Origin of the sequence: Rhizobium sophoriradicis (genome assembly GCF_003939025.1) — a bacterium.
Lineage (GTDB): Bacteria > Pseudomonadota > Alphaproteobacteria > Rhizobiales > Rhizobiaceae > Rhizobium > Rhizobium sophoriradicis.
Window position 1 is genome coordinate 45,310 of sequence record NZ_RQIH01000013.1, and the last position, 18,787, is coordinate 64,096.

Below are 18,787 nucleotides of genomic sequence, written 5' to 3' on the forward strand. Positions count from 1 at the left end.
CGAGCCCGCATGCCCGAAACCGAAAAGCCGCTCTTCGGCCACCCCTGGATCTTCATCCGCGGCGTCCCGTCGCTCACCTTCCTGCCGCCGGAGGGGCCGTCGGAAGTGGCCTTTGCCGGCCGCTCGAATGTCGGCAAATCGTCGCTGATCAATGCGCTGGTCGGCCAGAAGGGCCTGGCGCGCACCTCGAACACGCCGGGGCGCACGCAGGAACTCAACTACTTCGTCCCGGACGGCTATTCCGGCGAAGGCGGCGACCTGCCGCCGATGGCGATCGTCGACATGCCGGGTTACGGCTATGCCCAGGCGCCGAAGGAGCAGGTCGACAAGTGGACCAAACTCGTCTTCGATTACCTGCGCGGCCGCGCGACGCTGAAGCGGGTGTACGTGCTGATCGACAGCCGTCACGGCATCAAGAAGAATGACGAGGACGTGCTCACCCTGCTCGACAAGGCCGCCGTCTCCTATCAGCTGGTGCTGACCAAGACCGACAAGATCAAGGCGCCGGCCGTGCCGAAGCTGCTGGCCGAGACCGCAGACAAGATCCGCAAGCGCCCGGCCGCCTATCCCTTCGTGCTTTCCACCTCGTCCGAGAAGGGCGACGGGCTCGACGATCTACGCCAGGCGATCGCCGAAACGGTCGGAATCGCAAACTGGAAATAATGACCCGACCTCTATTGTACTCACCAAAACAGCTAAAAGTTTATTTTACCGGTCAAACGAAAACTAAAGGTTGACGATCCGGATTGGGTGGCCTATATAGTGCTTACCGAATTTTGCTTGCTGGCTTGGTTATCGCGCGATTAGCACCGCGGCCTGAACGAACTTCCTTTCAAAAATCGTTACCGCCATCCGCATCGCCTTAACGCCTTGCGGTTTCTCAATATTGCTATGAAAGGGTTCATCATGACCACTGGCACAGTTAAATGGTTCAACTCCACCAAGGGCTTCGGCTTCATTCAGCCGGACAACGGCGGCGCTGACGCCTTCGTTCATATCTCCGCCGTCGAGCGCGCCGGAATGCGCGAACTCGTCGAAGGCCAGAAGATCGGCTTCGATCTCGAGCGAGACCACAAGTCGGGCAAGATGTCCGCTTGCAATCTCCAGAAGGCTTAAATCGGTATCTGCTTCCCTTTGACCACGGATGTACTGGCACTGCCGGAAGCACCGATTTATTCAAGGCCGGGCGCTCTGCCTGGCCTTTTTGTTTTCGCTCGCAGTCGAGCCTTCAATATCGGAAAAGAAATGACAGAAACATACAGCAAATCCCGCCAGCGGGCGGAGATCGCCTTCGGCAACATCCAGTCCGAGTTTTTCGCGAAGAATAAGGCGATGGAAGAGCTGGAATCCGACGCCCAGTCGCAACAGGCAAAAACCTTGCGGTTGCGGGAAGCACGGCTTGCTAAGCAACGCGACGATCGCGCCTCGGCGATGTCTGCCCTTCTTGCGAAACGCGCCAAAGCCTGCTGATCACCGGCAAGAGGTTGCGGCCGACACCGATGCAGGTGGCCCGGAGACGTGGCATGCCGAGCTGCGCCGAATATCTTCTCGTGCACGAACCGCGCCGCATCGCCCTCTCCCGACGCACTTTCAAAGAAAGCTTTCGCGCCAAGGGGCGTCAACAGGCACGGGCAGAGCCGTGCTGACAGTTCACTCATACCAAAGGACGCCGTAATGGCAGAGGATACGAAGGAACTTCAGTCGATCAATACAGCATGGCAGATCGCCATCCAGGAGATTTTGCGCATGGTTATCCGAGATATGTATCATGGCGGCGGCGAGGCCTCGTTCAAGTCCCATATTAAGCGCATAGAAGAGGCCGCCGTGGACAGTATTTATACGGATTTGCGGCTGCGCGGGACGGATGAGTGGACCGAACTTCTGGTCAAAGAAAGGGCCAGCAATTTTGTCACCACGCTGCTAACCTCATTCACCTATGACCGGGCGTAAGCTCGCGACTGACGCTGACGCATGACCTTGCGGCCAACAGAGGCCTGCCGACAGTCATGTCGACCGTGGCTCACGGCGGTTTCGAGATCCCCGACAGTTGGCGCATTTAGGCACCGGCTGATTAGACCTGCGACATCGATTGTACTTGCGCCATCGCAGTTTTTGCAGCAACGCTTGATCTCATACTGTTGAAGAGCAGCGGCGTCCGCGAGAAATCATTCATGACAGACAGCACAGACGAAGCCCTTTCGCCAGAAGGCGTCGGCAACCTACCCCATCTTGCCGAAGCCCTCGACGATGACCGGTTTCGACACTTTCTCGATCATGTTCCGTTTGCAGTGGCGGTCTCCGAGCTCGGCACCTGTGAGAAGCTAGTCTACGTCAACCTCGAATTCGAACGGCTGACAGCGCTCACCGCCACACAGGTGGAGGGGAAGCGCTGGTCGGACATCGAGGTGAATTGCACTGCAGTCTCCGGCGAGGCAACGCTTACAGCCGCTGTGACCACGGCGGAGGAATATATTGGCGCCTTCTCGCTCGTGGCAGAACCCGAAAGCAGTGTGATTATCGACGTGTGGTCGAACACGATCGTCAACGATGATGACATCCCGCTGTTTCGTCTGGTCGCCTTTGCTGCCCGCAATGAGGTGACGGGTGGCCAGAGCTTCAGCGAGCTGCTGGCCGAGAAGGATGTCCTTCTTCGAGAACTTCAGCATCGCGTGAAGAACAATCTGCAGATGATAACGGCGCTGATCCGAATGGAAGCGCGTAATGCTCAAAAGAACGAGGAAAGCGAGCGGTTCGCACGTCTTGCGGGTCGGATTGAAGCCTTGGCTCTCCTCTATCGCGCACTGTCGGACGACGAGAAGGGCGCGATGATCGATCTCGGCAGCTATGTGAGCCAGATCGCCGCGTCGGTTATGGCCGCCCACGCTGTGGAAGGCATCCGGCTCGACATGAAGGTGGACACCTGGCCGGTTTCTGTGAACGTGGCGATGCCTGCCGGACTCGTCATTAACGAGCTGCTGACCAATACGTTCAAGCATGCCTTCGTGGGGCGGGATAGCGGAGAGATCACTCTGCGCTGTGTCGTCAGCGAAACCGGATGCAGGATCACCGTCGCCGATAATGGGGTCGGCCTTCCTCAGGATGCAGCCTGGCCGAACCCCGGAAAACTGAGCGCAATGATCATCCAATCCCTGAAACAGAACGCCCGCGCCGAGATCGAAGTAAGCTCTTCCCCCGGCACTGGCATGAGTGTCTCGCTCGTTTTCCCAAGGATCGAAGCGGCCCAATAGCTGTGTCAGTGGTGCTGGCGCCCTATTCGCCGAAACGCTTGACGCTGGGCACTATCCGCAGTCGGTTGGGGCGCGCCCGACGAGCGCGCCTTCCGCCGATGCACACACTTACATTTTCGGCAGTAGCACCTTGTCGACGACGTGGATTACGCCGTTCGACTGTTTGACGTCGGCGATCGTCACATGCGCGACATCGCCGTTCTCGTCTGTCAGGGTGATCTTGCCCATATTTTCCCGGGCTTTGATCACGCAGCCGCCGACGGTCTTGATGTCGTGTTCGCCGCCGTCAGCCTTGATCATCTTGGCGACGGTCTCGGCCATCGCATCGGCAGCCACGACGTGGCAGGTCAGGACCTTCGTCAGCGTCGCCTTGTTTTCCGGCTTCAGCAGCGTCTCGACGGTGCCTTTCGGCAGAGCGGCGAAAGCTTCGTTGGTCGGCGCAAAGACGGTGAATGGGCCTTTGCCCTCGAGTGTGCCGACGAGGCCGGCGGCCTTGACGGCAGCAACCAGCGTCGTGTGATCCTTGGAATTCGTGGCGTTTTCGATGATGTTCTTGCTGTCGAACATCGCCGCGCCGCCAACCATTGGGTTCTTGGCGGCGGCAAAGGCGACAGCAGAAAGGACGGTGGCGAGCGCGAAACCGCGCAAGAGGGACTTGATCATGATTTTCTCCTCACCGGACATCATCCGCGGGGCTTTATGCCTGAGCGTCGCCGGATATTTCGAACTACGGAGGTCCGCGCCGAAGAGTTTCAGACAGGAGAAATTGATTTGCGGACGCGCGGGCCTATGGCCGGTGCACCTTGCCGCTTGCGACGATCGGGCCGGTCGCCTGTCCGGTCGGCGAGCCGCCGAAGGGTTCGAGGCTGACGGCAAGGCTTGCGCCATCGGTGACATGGTTGCGCAGTTCGGCGGGAATGACGAGCTCACCGCTTTCGCCGGGCTGAAAGACGCCGAGCGATTTTGCCAAGCCGCCGCCCGGCACGAGCCAGAGTTCCAGCGATTTCTCCTCCGGCTTGCCGGCAGCGACCGGCACGATCTTCAGCCGGCCGCTTTGCAGCTCGTAGGATGCGCGGAGATTGATCGCGTTGTTTTCACCGGAAAGCTCGGCTACCAACGGTGCCGGCCCCTCTGGCTGCGGCACAACGCCGGAGGCGAAGATGACGGCGCTGACGGCGACGACGATGCACGCGAAGGCCAGCGAGCGCCAGAAGACCGCCGAATTCCACAGTCCATGCGAGAAGGAGGCGGGCTTGCCGGCATCGCCGAACAGCCGGGACTCGATCTGCTTGAAGGTTTCGCGGTTCGGCGCGACGCCGTCATATTCGTCGTTGAAGGCGGAGAGATTGGCTTCCCAACGGCTGACGATCGCCGCAAATGTGCGATCGTGGCGCATGCGCTCTTCCACCACCCGGCGGTCCTGCAGCGACAGGACGCCCAACACATACTCGCCGGCGAGAACTTCGTCTCGAGAGCGGTCTCCCTTGCTTTTGTCGGGCGATGTCATCGTTCCATGCACTCTCTCAGTTTCAAGAGGCTGCGCCTGAGCCAAGTCCGCATCGTATTCAGCGGTACACCAAACTGATCGGCCAGTTCCTGGTAGCTCAGCCCTTCGACATAAGCCCGTTTCACCGCGACCGCACGATCAGCTTCCAACTCTTCCATGCAGGTGTCAATCCGCCTTCCTTCATCCCTCGTCACTGTCTGCCTTTCCGGGTCGGGTGCGGAATCGGCAAGATCGTAAGCGCTGTCGAGTTCGTCGGCGCCGGGCTTGCGGGCGCGCAGCAGATCGATCGACCGGTTGCGGGCAATTGCCGAAAGCCACGCCGAGGATGAGCCCGAGGCGGCCTTAGAGCCTTTCCTGGTTAGATTGAAGCATTCTGTTGGCTCAAACGGAGTCGGATGGTCGACCGGCCGGCGCGCGTCGTAGCCCAGCTCTACGACCAAGCCGGCCGGTCGATCAGCCGGCCCGTTTCAGCCAACCCTCCCGCAGATTTCCCAGGCAAATCTGCAAGACTTGGGAATCGCCGGACGCACTTATCGCTTCGCCATAGCGAAGCGGTGCGGCCGGTGGGCCGGGCATCTTTCCGCCAGGATCAGAGGCGATCGGCTCGGACATACCTTGGGGTATGCCCGTCGCCAATCGCCTCTGCCCTGACGAAAACCTGCTCCGGCAGAATGCTTCAATCTAATCAGGAAAGGCTCTAAAGCTGCGGGCGCGTTGCCAGATGCTGATATAGACGTCCTGCAGCGCTTCCTCGGCTTGCCCGCGGTCCTTCAAGATACGCAGGCAGATTGCCAAAAGTTTCGGTGCGGTCTGGTGGTAGAGGGCAGCGAATGCCGTGCGGTCGCCGAGCGCGACGCGGCCGATCAGGTCCTTGATCTCATCGCCTTGCATGCCGTTCCTCATATCGTGCTTGCACCGTGCGGCCGAGGCGAACCCTCGGTCTCCGTGCCACATACGAAAAACTATTGCGTTCTGGATTATTCCCTCTGTCGGAAAGTTGCGATAAAAGGCCGCGATCAATTCCTGCGGGGTTCCCATGAACGAGTCCGAAAGCGAAATCCAGGCACGTCTTCTCGCCCAGGCGCTGCCCTTCATGCAGCGTTATGAAAACAAGACGATCGTGGTGAAATACGGCGGTCACGCCATGGGCAACCCCGAACTCGGCAAGGCCTTTGCCAGTGATATCGCGCTTCTGAAGCAGTCGGGCGTCAACCCGATCGTCGTTCACGGCGGCGGTCCGCAGATCGGCGCCATGCTGAACAAGATGGGCATCGAATCGAAATTCGAAGGCGGGCTGCGCGTCACCGACCAGAAGACGGTCGAGATCGTCGAGATGGTGCTCGCCGGCTCGATCAACAAGGAGATTGTCGCGCTCATCAACCAGACCGGCGAATGGGCGATCGGCCTTTGCGGCAAGGACGGCAACATGGTCTTCGCCGAAAAGGCGCGCAAGACCATCAAGGATCCGGATTCCAATATCGAGCGCGTGCTCGACCTCGGTTTTGTCGGCGAGGTGGTCGAGGTCGACCGCACGCTGCTCGATCTGCTTGCCCGCTCGGAAATGATCCCGGTCATCGCCCCGGTCGCCCCCGGCCGCGACGGTGCGACCTATAATATCAACGCCGACACCTTCGCCGGCGCCATTGCCGGGGCGCTGAACGCCACCCGCCTGCTGTTCCTGACCGACGTGCCCGGCGTTCTCGACAAGAACGGCCAGCTGATCAAGGAGCTTTCCGTCGCCGAAGCGCATGCGCTGATCGCCGACGGCACGATCTCCGGCGGCATGATCCCGAAGGTCGAGACCTGCATCGACGCGATCAAGGCCGGCGTCCAGGGCGTGGTCATCCTGAACGGCAAGACCGCCCATTCCGTCCTGCTCGAAATCTTCACCGAGCACGGCATCGGGACACTGATCGTTCCCTGATCGAGGCTGCGCTCGGGAACAAGGGCGCATCTCTTCTCACGCCGGACGTTTCCTGATTTCTCCAAAGTCAGGAAGTGACTCGAATTCACACTCAAGGCGATTCTTTGGCGCGGGCGCGCGCCTGGCTTTCTTTCTTGATCGGCCGACCGACCGGGCAGACCTCCTGCACGAAGCCGTTGAGCGTATTGACGAGATTGTTCTCGATCAAGGAATAGTGAACGAACTGACCCTGCTTTTCCCGTCTGATCAGCCCCGCAGTTTCCAGTATGGAAAGATGCTGCGAAACTGCCGGCTTGGACATATTGAAACGGTCGGCGATCTCGCCGGCGGTCAGGCCCGATGCCGAGAGATAGGCGAGAATCTTCCGCCGCGGCGCACTGGAAAGTGCATGGAATACACGCTGGGCGGCGCCGACAGAGCTGCCTTCTGAAGTCTCATCGAAAGTCTCGTCTTCCAAAGCCGGTCTCCGTGGCTGCGGCAATCATCGCGTCGATCTGTGAAACAATTAAGCAATTAGTGTATTGCTTAATTGTTTTTCTTGGCGCAAGGTAATTAGGTAATTGCTTAATTAACGAATTGCCGGGCGATTTTCAAGTGGAGAATGCGCCCGATGGGAAGGGGTTTGTCATGAGCAGTATTTCCACCGGACGCATGATCGACGATAGCAGCGATCCCGTGAAGGGCAGAGTGGTCTGGATGCCGGCAAAGTCGGTCTGGATCTCTGCCATGACCCTGGTTGCCATTATCGGCGGGCCGCTGACTTTCACCTGGAGCGCCTTTGCCGTTTTTGTCCTCCTGACCGCCATCACGATCTGCCTTGGTCATTCGGTGGGCATGCATCGGCTGTTGCTCCATCGTTCTTTCAGCACCCCTCTCTGGATCGAGCACTTACTCGTCTATCTCGGCACGCTGGTCGGCATGGCCGGTCCCTTCGGCATGATCTACGCCCACGACATTCGCGATTGGGCGCAACGGCAACGAGACTGCCATGACCTCTATGCCCATCGGCGGCCCTTCTTCACCGACGCCTTCTGGCAGATGCATTGCGCCGTGGCGCTCGACGAACCGCCACGTTTCGTCATTGAAGAGCGTGTCCGGCGCGACCGCTTCTATCGCCTCCTGGAGTCGACATGGATGGCGCAGCAAATTCCCTTGGGACTCGTGCTCCTCATTCTCGGCGGACTGCCGTGGCTGGTCTGGGGGATTGCCGTGCGGATCTCGGTGTCGCTGACCGGACACTGGCTGGTCGGTCATTTCGCTCATCGGAACGGCCATCAAGGCTGGAGCGTCGATGACGTCGCGGTGCAGGGATACAATCTGCCGCGTTTCGGGCTGGTGACCTTCGGCGAGAGCTTTCACGGCAACCATCATGCCTTTCCGGAATCGGCGCGGCTCGGCATCGAGCCGGGGCAGCTGGACCTCGGCTGGCATTTTATCCGGCTGCTGGCAGAGCTCGGTCTGGCTTCGGCGATCAAGCTTCCGCACACAATCGTGCCGCGGGAAGGGTTGAGACGTGTTGAAATCTCCGGAGACGCTGGTGGGGCTCATCCTGTCGAACAGTTTTGAACATTGGCTTTGGGTGCGTTTGCCGACGCAATCCTGGGCCAGCAGCTGACGAATGCAAGGAGCGGCGCTGCGGCGTGTCCTTCGAGGCTTCGCCCTGCGGGCTGCGCACCTCAGGATGAGGGAGGTTGGAGAATGGCGCGCCGAGGCACAGGCCGGGGAGAGACGGCACAGCCTCTGCATGAGACACGTCGGAGGCCGCCGCAGATCATCGTCCGCCTGCAAGCCCACCCAGACAGCAATATCAGCCGACAGGCCGCAAATCGCACGATCTAGCCTTGGCAAGGTTTCGAATCGTGCTTTAGGTTGCCCCCGAAAACTAACTGGGTCGAGAAAACAGATGCGCCTTACAGACTGCTATAATTTTCACGATTTCCGGCGCATGGCCAAACGGCGGCTTCCCGGGCCGATCTTCGATTATATCGACGGTGCGGCCGATGACGAGGTGACCTATCGGCGCAATACCGCAGCCTTCGATGCTTGCGATCTGGTGCCCAACGTTTTGCGCGGGGTGGCCGACATCGACATGTCGGTGACCGTCATGGGGCAGAAGCTGGCGATGCCGGTCTATTGCTCGCCGACGGCGCTGCAGCGGCTGTTTCACCATCAGGGGGAGCGGGCGGTCGCGGCGGCGGCGGCCAAACACGGCACGATGTTCGGCGTCTCCTCGCTCGGCACGATCAGCCTGGAGGAAGCCCGGCAGATCAGCGCCGGACCGCAGGTCTATCAGTTCTACTTCCACAAGGACCGCGGTCTCAACCACGAGATGATGGCGCGGGCGAAAAATGCCGGCGTGCAGGCAATGATGCTGACGGTCGACAGTATTACCGGCGGCAACCGCGAGCGCGACAAGCGCACGGGTTTTGCCATCCCCTTCAAGCTCAATCTCGCCGGCATGACGCAGTTTGCGATCAAACCCTCCTGGGCGATCGACTGGCTGACGCATGAGCGCTTCCGGCTGCCGCAGCTCGAAAACCACGTCAAGATGGATGGCGGGGCGCTGTCGATCAGCCGCTATTTCACCGAAATGCTCGACCCCTCCATGTCGTGGGACGACGTGGCCGAGATGGTGCGGGCCTGGGGCGGGCATTTCTGCCTGAAGGGCATTATGTCGGTCGAAGACGCCAAACGCGCCGTCGAAATCGGCTGTACCGGCATCGTGCTGTCCAATCATGGCGGGCGCCAGCTCGACGGCTCGCGCAGTGCCTTCGATCAGCTCGCAGAGATCGTCGATGCCGTCGGCGACCGGATCGACGTGATGATGGATGGCGGCGTGCAGCGAGGCACGCATGTTCTCAAGGCCCTGTCGCTGGGGGCAAAGGCCGTCGGCCTCGGCCGCTACTATCTCTTCCCGCTTGCGGCGGCCGGACGGCCCGGCGTCGAACGGGCGCTGGAGACGATGCGCACCGAGATCGAACGCGGCATGAAGCTGATGGGCTGCACCTCCGTCGACCAGTTGACGCGGAGCAATCTGCGCTTCCGGTCCTGAGCGGGATGTCGTTTTCGGGCCGCAGCCTTTCATGCGGATGCGGCCCGCAAAGATCTCAGAGCAGGCTGTAAATCGCCGCCGCTTCCTGTTTCAGCTTATCCATCATCGACCGGTAAGGCCCCGGCCCATAGCTGATGCGGCCGACGCCGAGCCGTGCCAGGGTTTTCACATCGGGGGCGCCCGCCCGCATCATGACATTGACCGGCAGCGACGATGCCGCGCAGATCTTTTCGATCAGACCGGGATCGATCAGCCCGGGCACGAAGAAGCCGTTGCCGCCGGCGGCCGCATAGGCCCTGCCGCGCTCGATCGCCTCGTCCACCAGACCGGCATGTTTTGCAAGATCGCTCTCGGCCAGGAAGAGGTCGGTACGGGCGTTGATGAAGAAGGGGATGTCCTTGCCGTCGGCCATGGCGCGAATGGCGCGGATGCGGGCCGCCTGGCTCTCGACGGGGTAGAGCCCCTCGCCGGCAACCACCCGGTCTTCGAAATTAATGCCGACGGCGCCGGCCTCGACCAGCCTGGCGACGTTGGCCGCCGCCCCCTCGGGCTCCGCCGAATAGGCGCCTTCGAAATCGACCGAAAGCGGCAGGTCGACGAAATCCGCGATGGATTTTGCCGTCTCGACAAGCACCGACATCGGCAGCTTCTCGCCGTCGGCAAAACCGTGGGCCGCGGCGACCGACCAGCTTCCGGTCGCGAGCGCCTTGGCGCCGGCTTCCGCCACAGCCTTCGCCGTGCCGGCATCCCAGATATTGTAGAGCACGATCGGATTGCCCTTCTGGTGAAGCGCGTGGAATGCCTTGGCCTTTTCAGTCTGGTTCATGCTGTCTCCTCCGTCTTTGCTTGCGTGCTGATCTTTTCTTCATGGCGCAGCAGCCATTGCTTGCGCCAAAGCCCGCCGCCGTAGCCTGTCAGCGACCCGTCTGCGCCGAGGACACGATGGCAGGGCACGATGATGGCCAGCTGGTTGGCACCATTGGCGCGGCCGACGGCGCGCACCACCTCCGGCCTTTCCATCTCCCTTGCAAGATCGCCATAGGTGCGCGTTTTGCCGACAGGGATTTCCATCAGCTTTGCCCAGACATGTTTTTCGAAGGGCGTGCCGCCGAGCGCCAACGGCGTCCTGAAGAGGCTGAGCCGCCCCTCGAAATAATCCCGGATCTCCGCTCCGATCTGATCGATGACAGGGGTGCGGCCGATCGCGACCGAGGAGCGGACGCGTTTCTGCAGCGCTTCGAGCTCGGCCGGCAGCGCCTTGCGATCGTGAAATTCGAGAAGATGCAGATGTGTCTTGTCGGCAACCGCGATCATCGGCCCGAGCGGGGTGTCGAACCAATCGGCAAAGAGCAGTTCGCGGTTCTGCGAAAGCGCCGGCGCCTTGCCGACGAGCCGCTGGAAAGCCGAGCGAAAGCCGCTTGGCGATTCATATCCGGCGTCGATCTGCGCATCGATGACACGCGCGCCGGCGGCGAGCTGCCTGGCCGCCTCGCCGAGCCGGCGGTAGCGGACGATATCATGGAATGTCATGCCGAGCGCCCGCTTGAAGGCGCGGCGCACGGTCGAGGGATCATGGCCGCGGCGAACGAGCTCGTCTTCGCTCCAGCGCACCTCCGGCTCGTCGTCGATCCGGGCAAGCAGGGTATCGACGATCGGCTCCCGGCCCGGCTGCTCCAGCGGCTTGCAGCGCCGGCAGGGACGAAAGCCGGAATGCATGCAGGCGGCGATCGTCTCGAAGAACAGGGTGTTTTCCCGCTTCGGCTTGCGCGCCGGGCAGGTCAGACGGCAGAAGACGCCTGTCGTCTTCACGCAGACATAGGCCTGACCCTCGTAATCGGCGCTACGCGCGATCAGGGCGTCATAGAGGATATCGTCATCGGGGCGTTCGAAAAGCATATCCGCTTTCTAGCATCCCGGGCCTGTCGCGTCCGCCGAAAATCAGGCGTCTATTTTATTCCGCCGCGTCGAGGCTTTTGATATGCCGCTGCGGGCGCAGCATGGACTCCTCCTCGGCATCCTGCGGCGCGCCCCAGAAATTCTCGAGCGTTGGGCCATTCTTTAGGTGGCGGCGGCGGAAAAGAAATTCGAGAACCTCATGAAACCAGACGCGGCGCCCCATCTGCGTGTACCAGCGCATGGAATGGCGCTGCTCGCGGTCGCGATGAAAGAGGATGCGCATCAGCGCCTTTGGCCGCGCCTGGACCGCAACCTCGATGAGCTTGACGCAGGCGATCAGCACGAAGGGGTGGAGGTACCGCATCTTCAAGACCTGATGTTTGTAATCCCATTTGCGGATATCGGCCTCGATCACCTGCCGGTCGCGGGCGATACGGAAGAAAGGGGTCCAGCGATGCGGGGTGACATAGAGCGCCTGGATCTGGTCGGGATCGTAGGAGAGCAATTGCCGGAAGCCGCGCCAGAGATCGCTGAGCTTCTCTTCTTCGAAACCGACGACCCAGGTCGCCATCGAGAGGATGTCGTGCCGACGCAGAAGGCGGATTGCCTCCCTGTCGGTCGCCTTGGCTCCGCCCTTCTTGATCAGCGCCAGGGTTGCCTCGTCGGTATTTTCCATGCCGAGCAGCCAGCGCACGACACCGGCCTTGCGATAGAGGTGCAGAATATCGGCGTCGCGGACGATGTCATCCGCCCGCGTCGAGCCGACGATCTGCACCGGCACATTCTCGGCGATCATCGCTTCGAGGAAGGCCAGCCAGGCCTTGCGCGACGAGGTCGGGTTCTCGTCGGCGAGGTTGATGAGTTCGACACCCTGTTCGCGATAAAGCCTGGCGATCTCGCGGGCAAACAGTTCAGGCGAGCGGTGACGCCAGCGGGTCCAGAAGCCGCGCTGGCCGCAATAGTTGCAAAGATGCGGGCAGCCGCGCGAGAACTGCATAACGACCGCCCGCTTGCCACCCCAATAGCTGTAGCGGGCATGATCGATCAGTTCCCAGCCGATGCGATAGGCATCGAGATCGGCGATCGCCTGCGCCGGTTGGGTTGCCTGGACTTCGCCGTGGCCGTCGCGATAGGCGACGCCGGCAATGGAATCAAGCGGACGGTTGGCGGCCAGGGCATCGGCGAGGCGCCGCATCGTTTCCTCGCCCTCCCCTCGCACGACAATTTCGAATGCCTCGGTCTCGGCCAGCACCTCTCGCCAATGGTAGGTGGGAAACACGCCGCCATAGACAATGCGGATGGCGGGATCGCAGCGCTTGACCGCTTCCGCGATTGCGCGGGCAGTAGGATGGGCCGAAGTCGAGCCGGAATGGCCGATCAGCACCAGATCAGGGCCGTTCGCCGTGATCCGGTCGGTGATTTCCGCAATGGTCAGCGGTCCGAATTCCGCATCGATGAGGCCGACATCATGACCGTCATCGATCAGCGGACCTGCGACCGAGAGAAGGCCGAGCGGTGGAAGGTGATCATCGGGAATACGGCTGCCGATCGCGGTATGCGGCGGATTGATCAGAACGATCTTCATGCGACTTTACCCTTGCGGGTCCCCCTGTCTGACGCAGGCAGAAAGTCACCAGCGATCAATGGCGATATTCAGCCAGAATCTCTTTAAAGTTGTGAAAATCTAGCGGCATTTTTAAGAAGGCGACGGGAAAGCGGACACTCGAGCAAAAGCCCTTTGGTTTCCCACGGCAGCCATGCCATAAGACCGCCATGACAAAGATCGACCGCACCCCCGAAAAAGCCGATTTCGACCACGTTACGGATTGGGTTTTCGACCTCGACAACACGCTCTATCCGCATCATGTCAATCTCTTCGCGCAGATCGACAGGAACATGACCGCCTATGTCGCCGCGCTCTTACAGATGGAGCGAGAAGAGGCGCGCAAGCTGCAGAAGCAATATTATCTCGAGCACGGCACGACGCTGCAGGGTCTGATGATCCATCACGGCATCGATCCGAACGACTTTCTCGAAAAGGCGCATGCAATCGACTATTCGGCGCTGATGCCGCAGCCGGAACTCGGGCAGGCGATCAAGGCGCTGCCGGGACGTAAATTCATCTTCACCAACGGCAGCGTCAAGCACGCCGAGATGACGGCAGGAGCGCTCGGCATTCTGGAGCATTTCGACGATATCTTCGACATCGTCGCCGCCGATTACGTGCCCAAGCCGGCGCAGGCGACCTATGACAAGTTTGCTGCGCTGAAGCGCGTCGACACGGGCAAGGCAGCGATGTTCGAAGATCTGCCGCGCAATCTGACGGTGCCGAAAGCGCTCGGCATGCAGACCGTGCTGCTCGTGCCGCGCAATCTGGAAGAGACAGTCGTCGAGTGGTGGGAGAAGACGAGCGGCGAAGAGGATCACATCGATTTCGTCACCGATGACCTTGCTGCATTTCTCGGCAAGGTGACCAGATCCGGTTGACGTCACCTTACCAAAGTTTCACCCAGCTTACCGATGTTTAACTGGGTCTTTCCGGCCCGCTGCCATAGCGTCTTTCGTGAGGGGACACCTTACGAAAGGGAAACACGATGTACCGCAACAAGCTGATACTGGCAGCGCTCTCCTCCGTCCTCGTTTTCGGCGCAGCCGCCGGGACAAGCTTTGCCGCACCGGGCAACGGGCCGCGCCCGCATCATGCCGGCATGGACGGTCCGGGCCGCGACGCCTTCCTCGAAATCACCTATGTCCGCATGCTCAAGGAGTTCGACGCGAACAAGGACGGCAAGGTCTCCAAGGAGGAAGCGACCAGCGGCCTCGACAAGATCTTCGCCGCGATCGACACCAACAATGACGGCTCGCTGACCCCCGGCGAAATCCGCCAGTACCGGCAGACGCAGCTGCAGGCGATGAAAGATCAGCACAAGCAGGAGACCGGCGACGAAAAGGAAGCGAAGGCCGCGGCCGACATGTCTGACGGCGAGCCGGGGCGGCCGAACCGCGGCGGTCGTGATGATCATCACTGGATGCGCCATGGCGGCAATTTCATGCGCGCCTCGATGATGATGCGCCGGGCCGACACCGACGAGAACGGCCAGATTTCCAAACAGGAAGCGGTCGCCGCATTCGATAAGCTGTTCACCCGCATGGACCGCAACAAGGACGGCGTCATCTCGATCGACGATATGCCCGACCGGCCGCTTCTGTAAGGCTCGTCGAACCATTGCCCTCTTTCCCCGCTCCGGTGGGGAAAGAGCCATGTCAAAGGGTCGATGAAACCATGCGACGCGCTATAACTTTTTCATTTTATGCATGTCGTAATCCCGGAACCGATGCACACTTCCGGGCGACATGCATCAGTGCTCGTAGAAATCCTGAACGATCTTCCATGCGGCGTCGGCCGTGTCGACGAAGCTGATCAGCTTGACGTCATCAGGCGCGATCGTGCCGAATTCGGCCAATGCTTCGAAATTGATGATGCTTCGCCAGAAGGCCTCTCCGAACAGGATCAGCGGCAGGCGCTCCATGCGGCCGGTCTGGATCAGCGTCAGGCATTCGAAGAATTCGTCGAGCGTTCCGAAGCCGCCGGGAAAGACCGCGATCGCCTTGGCGCGCACCATGAAATGCATCTTGCGAATGGCGAAATAGTGGAAGTTGAAGCTGAGCTCCGGCGTCACATAGGCGTTCGGCGCCTGCTCATGCGGCAGCACGATGTTGAGGCCGATCGAGGGTGCGCCCTCGTCGGCCGCGCCGCGATTGCCCGCTTCCATGACGCCGGGACCGCCGCCGGTGACGATGACATATTCCTGGAAATCGAAGCTCGCCGAATATTTCGAGCAGAGCCGGGCGAATTTGCGGGCTTCGTCATAATAGATCGACGCCGCCTCCAGATTGGCGCGCTGGATGTCGTTGCGCGCCGCCCAGGCGCTCTGGCCGGGGGCAGGAATGCGGGCGCCGCCGAACATGACGACGGTGGAGCGGATGCCGCGTTCCGTCAGCATCATCTCGGTCTTCAGCAGTTCCAGCTGCAGGCGGATCGGCCGCAGCTCCTCGCGGCAGAGGAAATCCTCGTCGACATAGGCAAGACGATAAGCCGGCGACATCGTCTGCGGCGTCTTCGGCACGGCTTGCGCCCGCTGCCGGTCGGTCGAACTGCTTTTCAGCGGGTCCCATACGCCATCCTTACGCCTAGAACCGCCGTTTCGTCCCTTCGACATGTCCAAATGCCTTTCAGTATTGCCAGCATCAACTGCCGGATATGTCGCTATAACGCCTTGAAACCAGATATGATCTTGTCGGAAAAATCATTCCGTTCTACGGGTGCATGCTATAGAGCAGGATATACCCACACCGATCGCATTTCAGGAGACTTCGGCGTCTCCACGATAGAGATCGAAGTTTAAGGAATTCTCATGAGCGCCACCGACCTCGCATCCCTCGAAAAAACCATCGAAACCGCCTTCGACAATCGCGACAATGTGAACATGTCGACGAAGGGCGAGGTCCGCGATGCGGTGGACGCGGCGCTCGATCTGCTTGATGGCGGCAAGGTCCGCGTGGCCGAACGCGGCACCGACGGCATCTGGAGGGTCAATCAGTGGCTCAAGAAGGCGGTGCTCCTGTCCTTCCGCCTCAATGACATGGAGGTGGTCAAGGGCGGCTCCGGCAATTCCACCTGGTGGGACAAGGTTCCCTCGAAATTCGAAAACTGGGGCGAGAACCAGTTCCGCGCCGCCGGCTTCCGCGCCGTTCCCAACTGCGTCGTGCGCCGCTCGGCCTATATAGCGCCGAACGCCATCCTGATGCCGTCCTTCGTCAATCTCGGCGCCTATGTCGGCGAAGGCACGATGGTCGACACCTGGGCGACCGTCGGCTCCTGCGCACAGATCGGCAAACATGTGCATCTGTCCGGTGGCGTCGGCATCGGCGGCGTGCTGGAGCCGATGCAGGCCGGCCCGACGATCATCGAGGACAATTGCTTCATCGGCGCCCGCTCCGAAGTGGTCGAGGGCTGCATCATCCGTGAAGGCTCCGTTCTCGGCATGGGCGTTTACATCGGCAAGTCGACCAAGATCGTCGACCGCGCCACCGGCGAGGTGATGTACGGCGAAGTGCCGCCCTATTCGGTCGTCGTCGCCGGTTCGATGGCTTCGGCCAATGCGACGATGGCAAACGGCCAGCCGGCGCCGCATCTCTACTGCGCCGTTATCGTCAAGCGCGTCGACGAACAGACCCGCTCCAAGACCGGCATCAACGAGCTGCTCAGAGATTGATGACACCGGCACATTGATCCGGTAAACAGACGGCTTCTTTTACGCGAGGCGGCTCCGCCTTGCCATGTCTTTGCCATTCCCGCCGGATAGTTCGACGCCATGACCGCTACCGACCCCGTCGCCAATCTCCAGACGTTGATTCGCTGCCCGTCCGTGACGCCCGCCGAAGGCGGCGCGCTCGCGGCGCTCGACGCCATGCTCACGCCGCTCGGCTTTACGGTCGACAAGGTGACGGCACGCGAAGAGGGCACAGCCGATATCGAGAACCTCTATGCCCGCCTCGGCCGCGACGGCCCGCACCTGATGTTTGCCGGCCACACCGACGTCGTGCCGGTCGGCGACGAGGGCGCCTGGACACATCCGCCGTTTGCCGCCGAGATATCAAAGGGCGAGCTCTTCGGCCGCGGCGCCGTCGACATGAAGGGCGGCATCGCCTGCTTCGTCGCAGCCGTCGCCCGCCATATCGAAAAGAACGGCGAGCCGGCCGGCTCGATCTCCCTGCTGATTACCGGCGACGAAGAAGGTCCGGCGATCAACGGCACGGTCAAGCTGCTGCAATGGGCGGCTGAGCGCGGCGAGCACTGGGACGCCTGCCTGGTCGGTGAACCCACAAATCCCGACCGGCTCGGCGACATGATCAAGATCGGCCGGCGCGGGTCGCTGTCGGGCAGGATCACCGTGCACGGAGTGCAGGGCCACGCCGCCTATCCCCACCTCGCCGACAATCCGGTGCGCGGCATCGTCCAGCTGACGCAGGCGCTGATGGATCCGCCCTTCGACGGCGGCACCGACGATTTCCAGCCGTCGAACCTCGAAGTGACGACGGTCGATGTCGGCAATCCTGCCACCAACGTCATTCCGGCAAAGGCATCGGCAAGCTTCAACATCCGCTTCAACGACAGCTGGACGGTCGACACGCTGCGTGCGGAAATCCTGCGGCGGCTCGATGCCGCCGCAGGCGACGGTCAACTGCGTCCGGGCCGGGAGCCGGTGAAATACGATATCGTCTGGGCCGACCGGCCGAGCCACGTCTTTCTCACCCGCAACAATGCTTTGATCGCCTCGCTGTCTTCGGCCGTCGAAAGCGTCACCGGCCGGTCGCCGGCGCTTTCGACCACCGGCGGCACGTCCGATGCCCGCTTCATCAAGGACTATTGCCCGGTTGTCGAGTTCGGCCTGGTCGGTCAGACGATGCACATGGTCGACGAGCGTGTCGCCGTTGCCGATCTGGAGACGCTGACGGCGATCTACGAGACCTTCATCGACCGCTGGTTCGCCCATGCCGGGTCTTAAGGAAGTCCAGTATTATCTGGCCGGCCTGTGGCTGCTGATCCGGATGGATCCGCGCGGCTTCCGCTTCCTCGATCTGTCGGAGCGCGGCGTCAACCGATCGTTCTGGGCGATGGCCTGGTGCCTGCCGCCGATGGGTATTTCCTGGCTGTGGTGGCGACAGGCCTTCCTGCGGTCGATGCCGCCGGAAGCCGACGTCGATTTTGCCTTCTTTATCAGGCTCGGCCTCGTCGAGGTCGCCAACTGGTTCGTGCCGCTGGTCTTTGCCGGGCTGCTGCTGCTGGCCTTCCGCATGGGCGAGCGCTTCGCCCCCGTCGTCGTCAGCGTCAACTGGCTCGGCGTGCCGCTCTCCTATATCAACGGCCTGCTGCTGGCGCTGGTGTTCTTCCTGCCCGGCACCGTCGGCCTCGTCTCGCTGCTGCTGCTCGCCTTCATGCTGGCGCAGGTCTTCGCGCTGGCACGAATCCTCCGGATGATCTGCCATGATCACGCGCTGATGGTCGGCGCGCTGACGCTGGTGCTGCTGGTGCCGTCGATGATCCTTTCGGAATATCTGCAGCACTTCCTCGGCATCTATCCCGCATGAGCCGGGAC

Annotated in this window: 21 protein-coding genes and 1 pseudogene; 13 read left to right on the top strand and 9 right to left on the bottom strand. The window is 61.3% G+C overall.

Annotated elements, in window-relative coordinates:
* The first annotated feature begins 9 nt into the window (after positions 1 to 9).
* The 5 genes from yihA (at position 10) to EFR00_RS21690 (ending at position 3,248) form a co-directional block, all read left to right on the top strand.
* Positions 10 to 663, top strand: a complete 654-nt coding sequence (yihA, locus tag EFR00_RS21670) for a ribosome biogenesis GTP-binding protein YihA/YsxC (protein ID WP_009991862.1) — start codon at positions 10 to 12, stop codon at positions 661 to 663.
* Positions 664 to 906: 243 nt separating this feature from the next.
* The gene (locus tag EFR00_RS21675) at positions 907 to 1,116 is read left to right on the top strand and encodes a cold-shock protein (RefSeq protein WP_016737600.1); all 210 of its coding nucleotides are present in this window, start codon (positions 907 to 909) and stop codon (positions 1,114 to 1,116) included.
* A gap of 129 nt (positions 1,117 to 1,245) precedes the next feature.
* Complete coding sequence (locus tag EFR00_RS21680) at positions 1,246 to 1,470, top strand: hypothetical protein (RefSeq protein WP_039617609.1); 225 nt, start codon at positions 1,246 to 1,248, stop codon at positions 1,468 to 1,470.
* 204 nt (positions 1,471 to 1,674) lie between these two features.
* Positions 1,675 to 1,950 (top strand): hypothetical protein, encoded by a 276-nt coding sequence (locus EFR00_RS21685; RefSeq protein ID WP_039617608.1) that lies wholly within the window; start codon positions 1,675 to 1,677, stop codon positions 1,948 to 1,950.
* Positions 1,951 to 2,171: 221 nt separating this feature from the next.
* Complete coding sequence (locus EFR00_RS21690; RefSeq protein ID WP_039617606.1) at positions 2,172 to 3,248, top strand: sensor histidine kinase; 1,077 nt, start codon at positions 2,172 to 2,174, stop codon at positions 3,246 to 3,248.
* Between the two features lie 108 nt (positions 3,249 to 3,356).
* Here EFR00_RS21690 and EFR00_RS21695 read toward each other — a convergent pair whose 3' ends face one another.
* The 4 genes and pseudogenes from EFR00_RS21695 to EFR00_RS21720 form a co-directional block, all read right to left on the bottom strand.
* Positions 3,357 to 3,911, bottom strand: coding sequence for a fasciclin domain-containing protein (locus EFR00_RS21695; protein ID WP_077991167.1), 555 nt, complete (start codon positions 3,909 to 3,911; stop codon positions 3,357 to 3,359).
* A gap of 124 nt (positions 3,912 to 4,035) precedes the next feature.
* Positions 4,036 to 4,755, bottom strand: coding sequence for an anti-sigma factor (locus EFR00_RS21700; protein WP_039617604.1), 720 nt, complete (start codon positions 4,753 to 4,755; stop codon positions 4,036 to 4,038).
* A pseudogene (locus EFR00_RS21705) lies at positions 4,752 to 5,111 on the bottom strand (sigma-70 family RNA polymerase sigma factor); the annotation flags it as partial. The gene EFR00_RS21700 and the pseudogene EFR00_RS21705, both read right to left, overlap by 4 nt.
* Before the next feature lie 325 nt (positions 5,112 to 5,436).
* Complete coding sequence (locus EFR00_RS21720) at positions 5,437 to 5,646, bottom strand: sigma factor (RefSeq protein ID WP_420228741.1); 210 nt, start codon at positions 5,644 to 5,646, stop codon at positions 5,437 to 5,439.
* A gap of 145 nt (positions 5,647 to 5,791) precedes the next feature.
* Here EFR00_RS21720 and argB point away from each other — a divergent pair, with 145 nt between their 5' ends.
* Positions 5,792 to 6,679, top strand: a complete 888-nt coding sequence (argB, locus tag EFR00_RS21725) for an acetylglutamate kinase (RefSeq protein WP_012482454.1) — start codon at positions 5,792 to 5,794, stop codon at positions 6,677 to 6,679.
* A 91-nt stretch (positions 6,680 to 6,770) separates the two neighbouring features.
* Here the strand turns inward: argB and EFR00_RS21730 are convergent, their stop codons facing one another.
* Positions 6,771 to 7,136: a metalloregulator ArsR/SmtB family transcription factor gene (locus EFR00_RS21730; RefSeq protein WP_009992782.1), complete on the bottom strand. Its 366-nt coding sequence runs from the start codon at positions 7,134 to 7,136 to the stop codon at positions 6,771 to 6,773.
* A gap of 170 nt (positions 7,137 to 7,306) precedes the next feature.
* On the opposite strand from EFR00_RS21730, the gene EFR00_RS21735 reads away from it, so the two are divergent.
* On the top strand, positions 7,307 to 8,245 hold the full coding sequence (locus EFR00_RS21735) for an acyl-CoA desaturase (RefSeq protein WP_009992781.1): 939 nt from the start codon (positions 7,307 to 7,309) through the stop codon (positions 8,243 to 8,245).
* Between the two features lie 337 nt (positions 8,246 to 8,582).
* Entirely contained in the window at positions 8,583 to 9,731 is a 1,149-nt protein-coding gene (locus EFR00_RS21740; protein ID WP_077991169.1) for an alpha-hydroxy acid oxidase, read from the top strand.
* 55 nt (positions 9,732 to 9,786) lie between these two features.
* On the opposite strand, the gene EFR00_RS21745 is transcribed toward EFR00_RS21740, so the two are convergent.
* Genes EFR00_RS21745 through bchE form a run of 3 tightly spaced genes read right to left on the bottom strand, consistent with a single transcriptional unit; the run spans position 9,787 to position 13,212 of the window.
* Positions 9,787 to 10,557 (bottom strand): isocitrate lyase/PEP mutase family protein, encoded by a 771-nt coding sequence (locus tag EFR00_RS21745; protein WP_077991176.1) that lies wholly within the window; start codon positions 10,555 to 10,557, stop codon positions 9,787 to 9,789.
* Positions 10,554 to 11,627, bottom strand: a complete 1,074-nt coding sequence (locus tag EFR00_RS21750; protein WP_077991177.1) for a bifunctional transcriptional activator/DNA repair enzyme AdaA — start codon at positions 11,625 to 11,627, stop codon at positions 10,554 to 10,556. Before EFR00_RS21750 ends, EFR00_RS21745 begins: the two co-directional genes overlap by 4 nt.
* A 55-nt stretch (positions 11,628 to 11,682) precedes the next feature.
* The gene (gene bchE, locus EFR00_RS21755; protein ID WP_077991178.1) at positions 11,683 to 13,212 is read right to left on the bottom strand and encodes a magnesium-protoporphyrin IX monomethyl ester anaerobic oxidative cyclase; all 1,530 of its coding nucleotides are present in this window, start codon (positions 13,210 to 13,212) and stop codon (positions 11,683 to 11,685) included.
* A gap of 188 nt (positions 13,213 to 13,400) precedes the next feature.
* On the opposite strand from bchE, the gene EFR00_RS21760 reads away from it, so the two are divergent.
* Positions 13,401 to 14,114, top strand: coding sequence for a pyrimidine 5'-nucleotidase (locus EFR00_RS21760; protein ID WP_038686552.1), 714 nt, complete (start codon positions 13,401 to 13,403; stop codon positions 14,112 to 14,114).
* 107 nt (positions 14,115 to 14,221) lie between these two features.
* On the top strand, positions 14,222 to 14,839 hold the full coding sequence (locus EFR00_RS21765; protein ID WP_077991179.1) for an EF-hand domain-containing protein: 618 nt from the start codon (positions 14,222 to 14,224) through the stop codon (positions 14,837 to 14,839).
* Between the two features lie 147 nt (positions 14,840 to 14,986).
* Here EFR00_RS21765 and EFR00_RS21770 read toward each other — a convergent pair whose 3' ends face one another.
* Entirely contained in the window at positions 14,987 to 15,847 is an 861-nt protein-coding gene (locus tag EFR00_RS21770; protein ID WP_077991181.1) for an LOG family protein, read from the bottom strand.
* A 195-nt stretch (positions 15,848 to 16,042) separates the two neighbouring features.
* Between EFR00_RS21770 and dapD the strand changes: the two genes are divergently transcribed.
* From dapD to EFR00_RS21785, 3 genes are all read left to right on the top strand, one after another.
* A complete protein-coding gene (gene dapD, locus EFR00_RS21775) occupies positions 16,043 to 16,903 on the top strand; it encodes a 2,3,4,5-tetrahydropyridine-2,6-dicarboxylate N-succinyltransferase (RefSeq protein ID WP_077991182.1) in 861 nt (286 codons plus the stop codon).
* Between the two features lie 99 nt (positions 16,904 to 17,002).
* Complete coding sequence (dapE, locus tag EFR00_RS21780; protein ID WP_077991183.1) at positions 17,003 to 18,196, top strand: succinyl-diaminopimelate desuccinylase; 1,194 nt, start codon at positions 17,003 to 17,005, stop codon at positions 18,194 to 18,196.
* A complete protein-coding gene (locus EFR00_RS21785; RefSeq protein ID WP_009989997.1) occupies positions 18,183 to 18,779 on the top strand; it encodes a hypothetical protein in 597 nt (198 codons plus the stop codon). Before dapE ends, EFR00_RS21785 begins: the two co-directional genes overlap by 14 nt.
* Positions 18,780 to 18,787 lie beyond the last annotated feature (8 nt).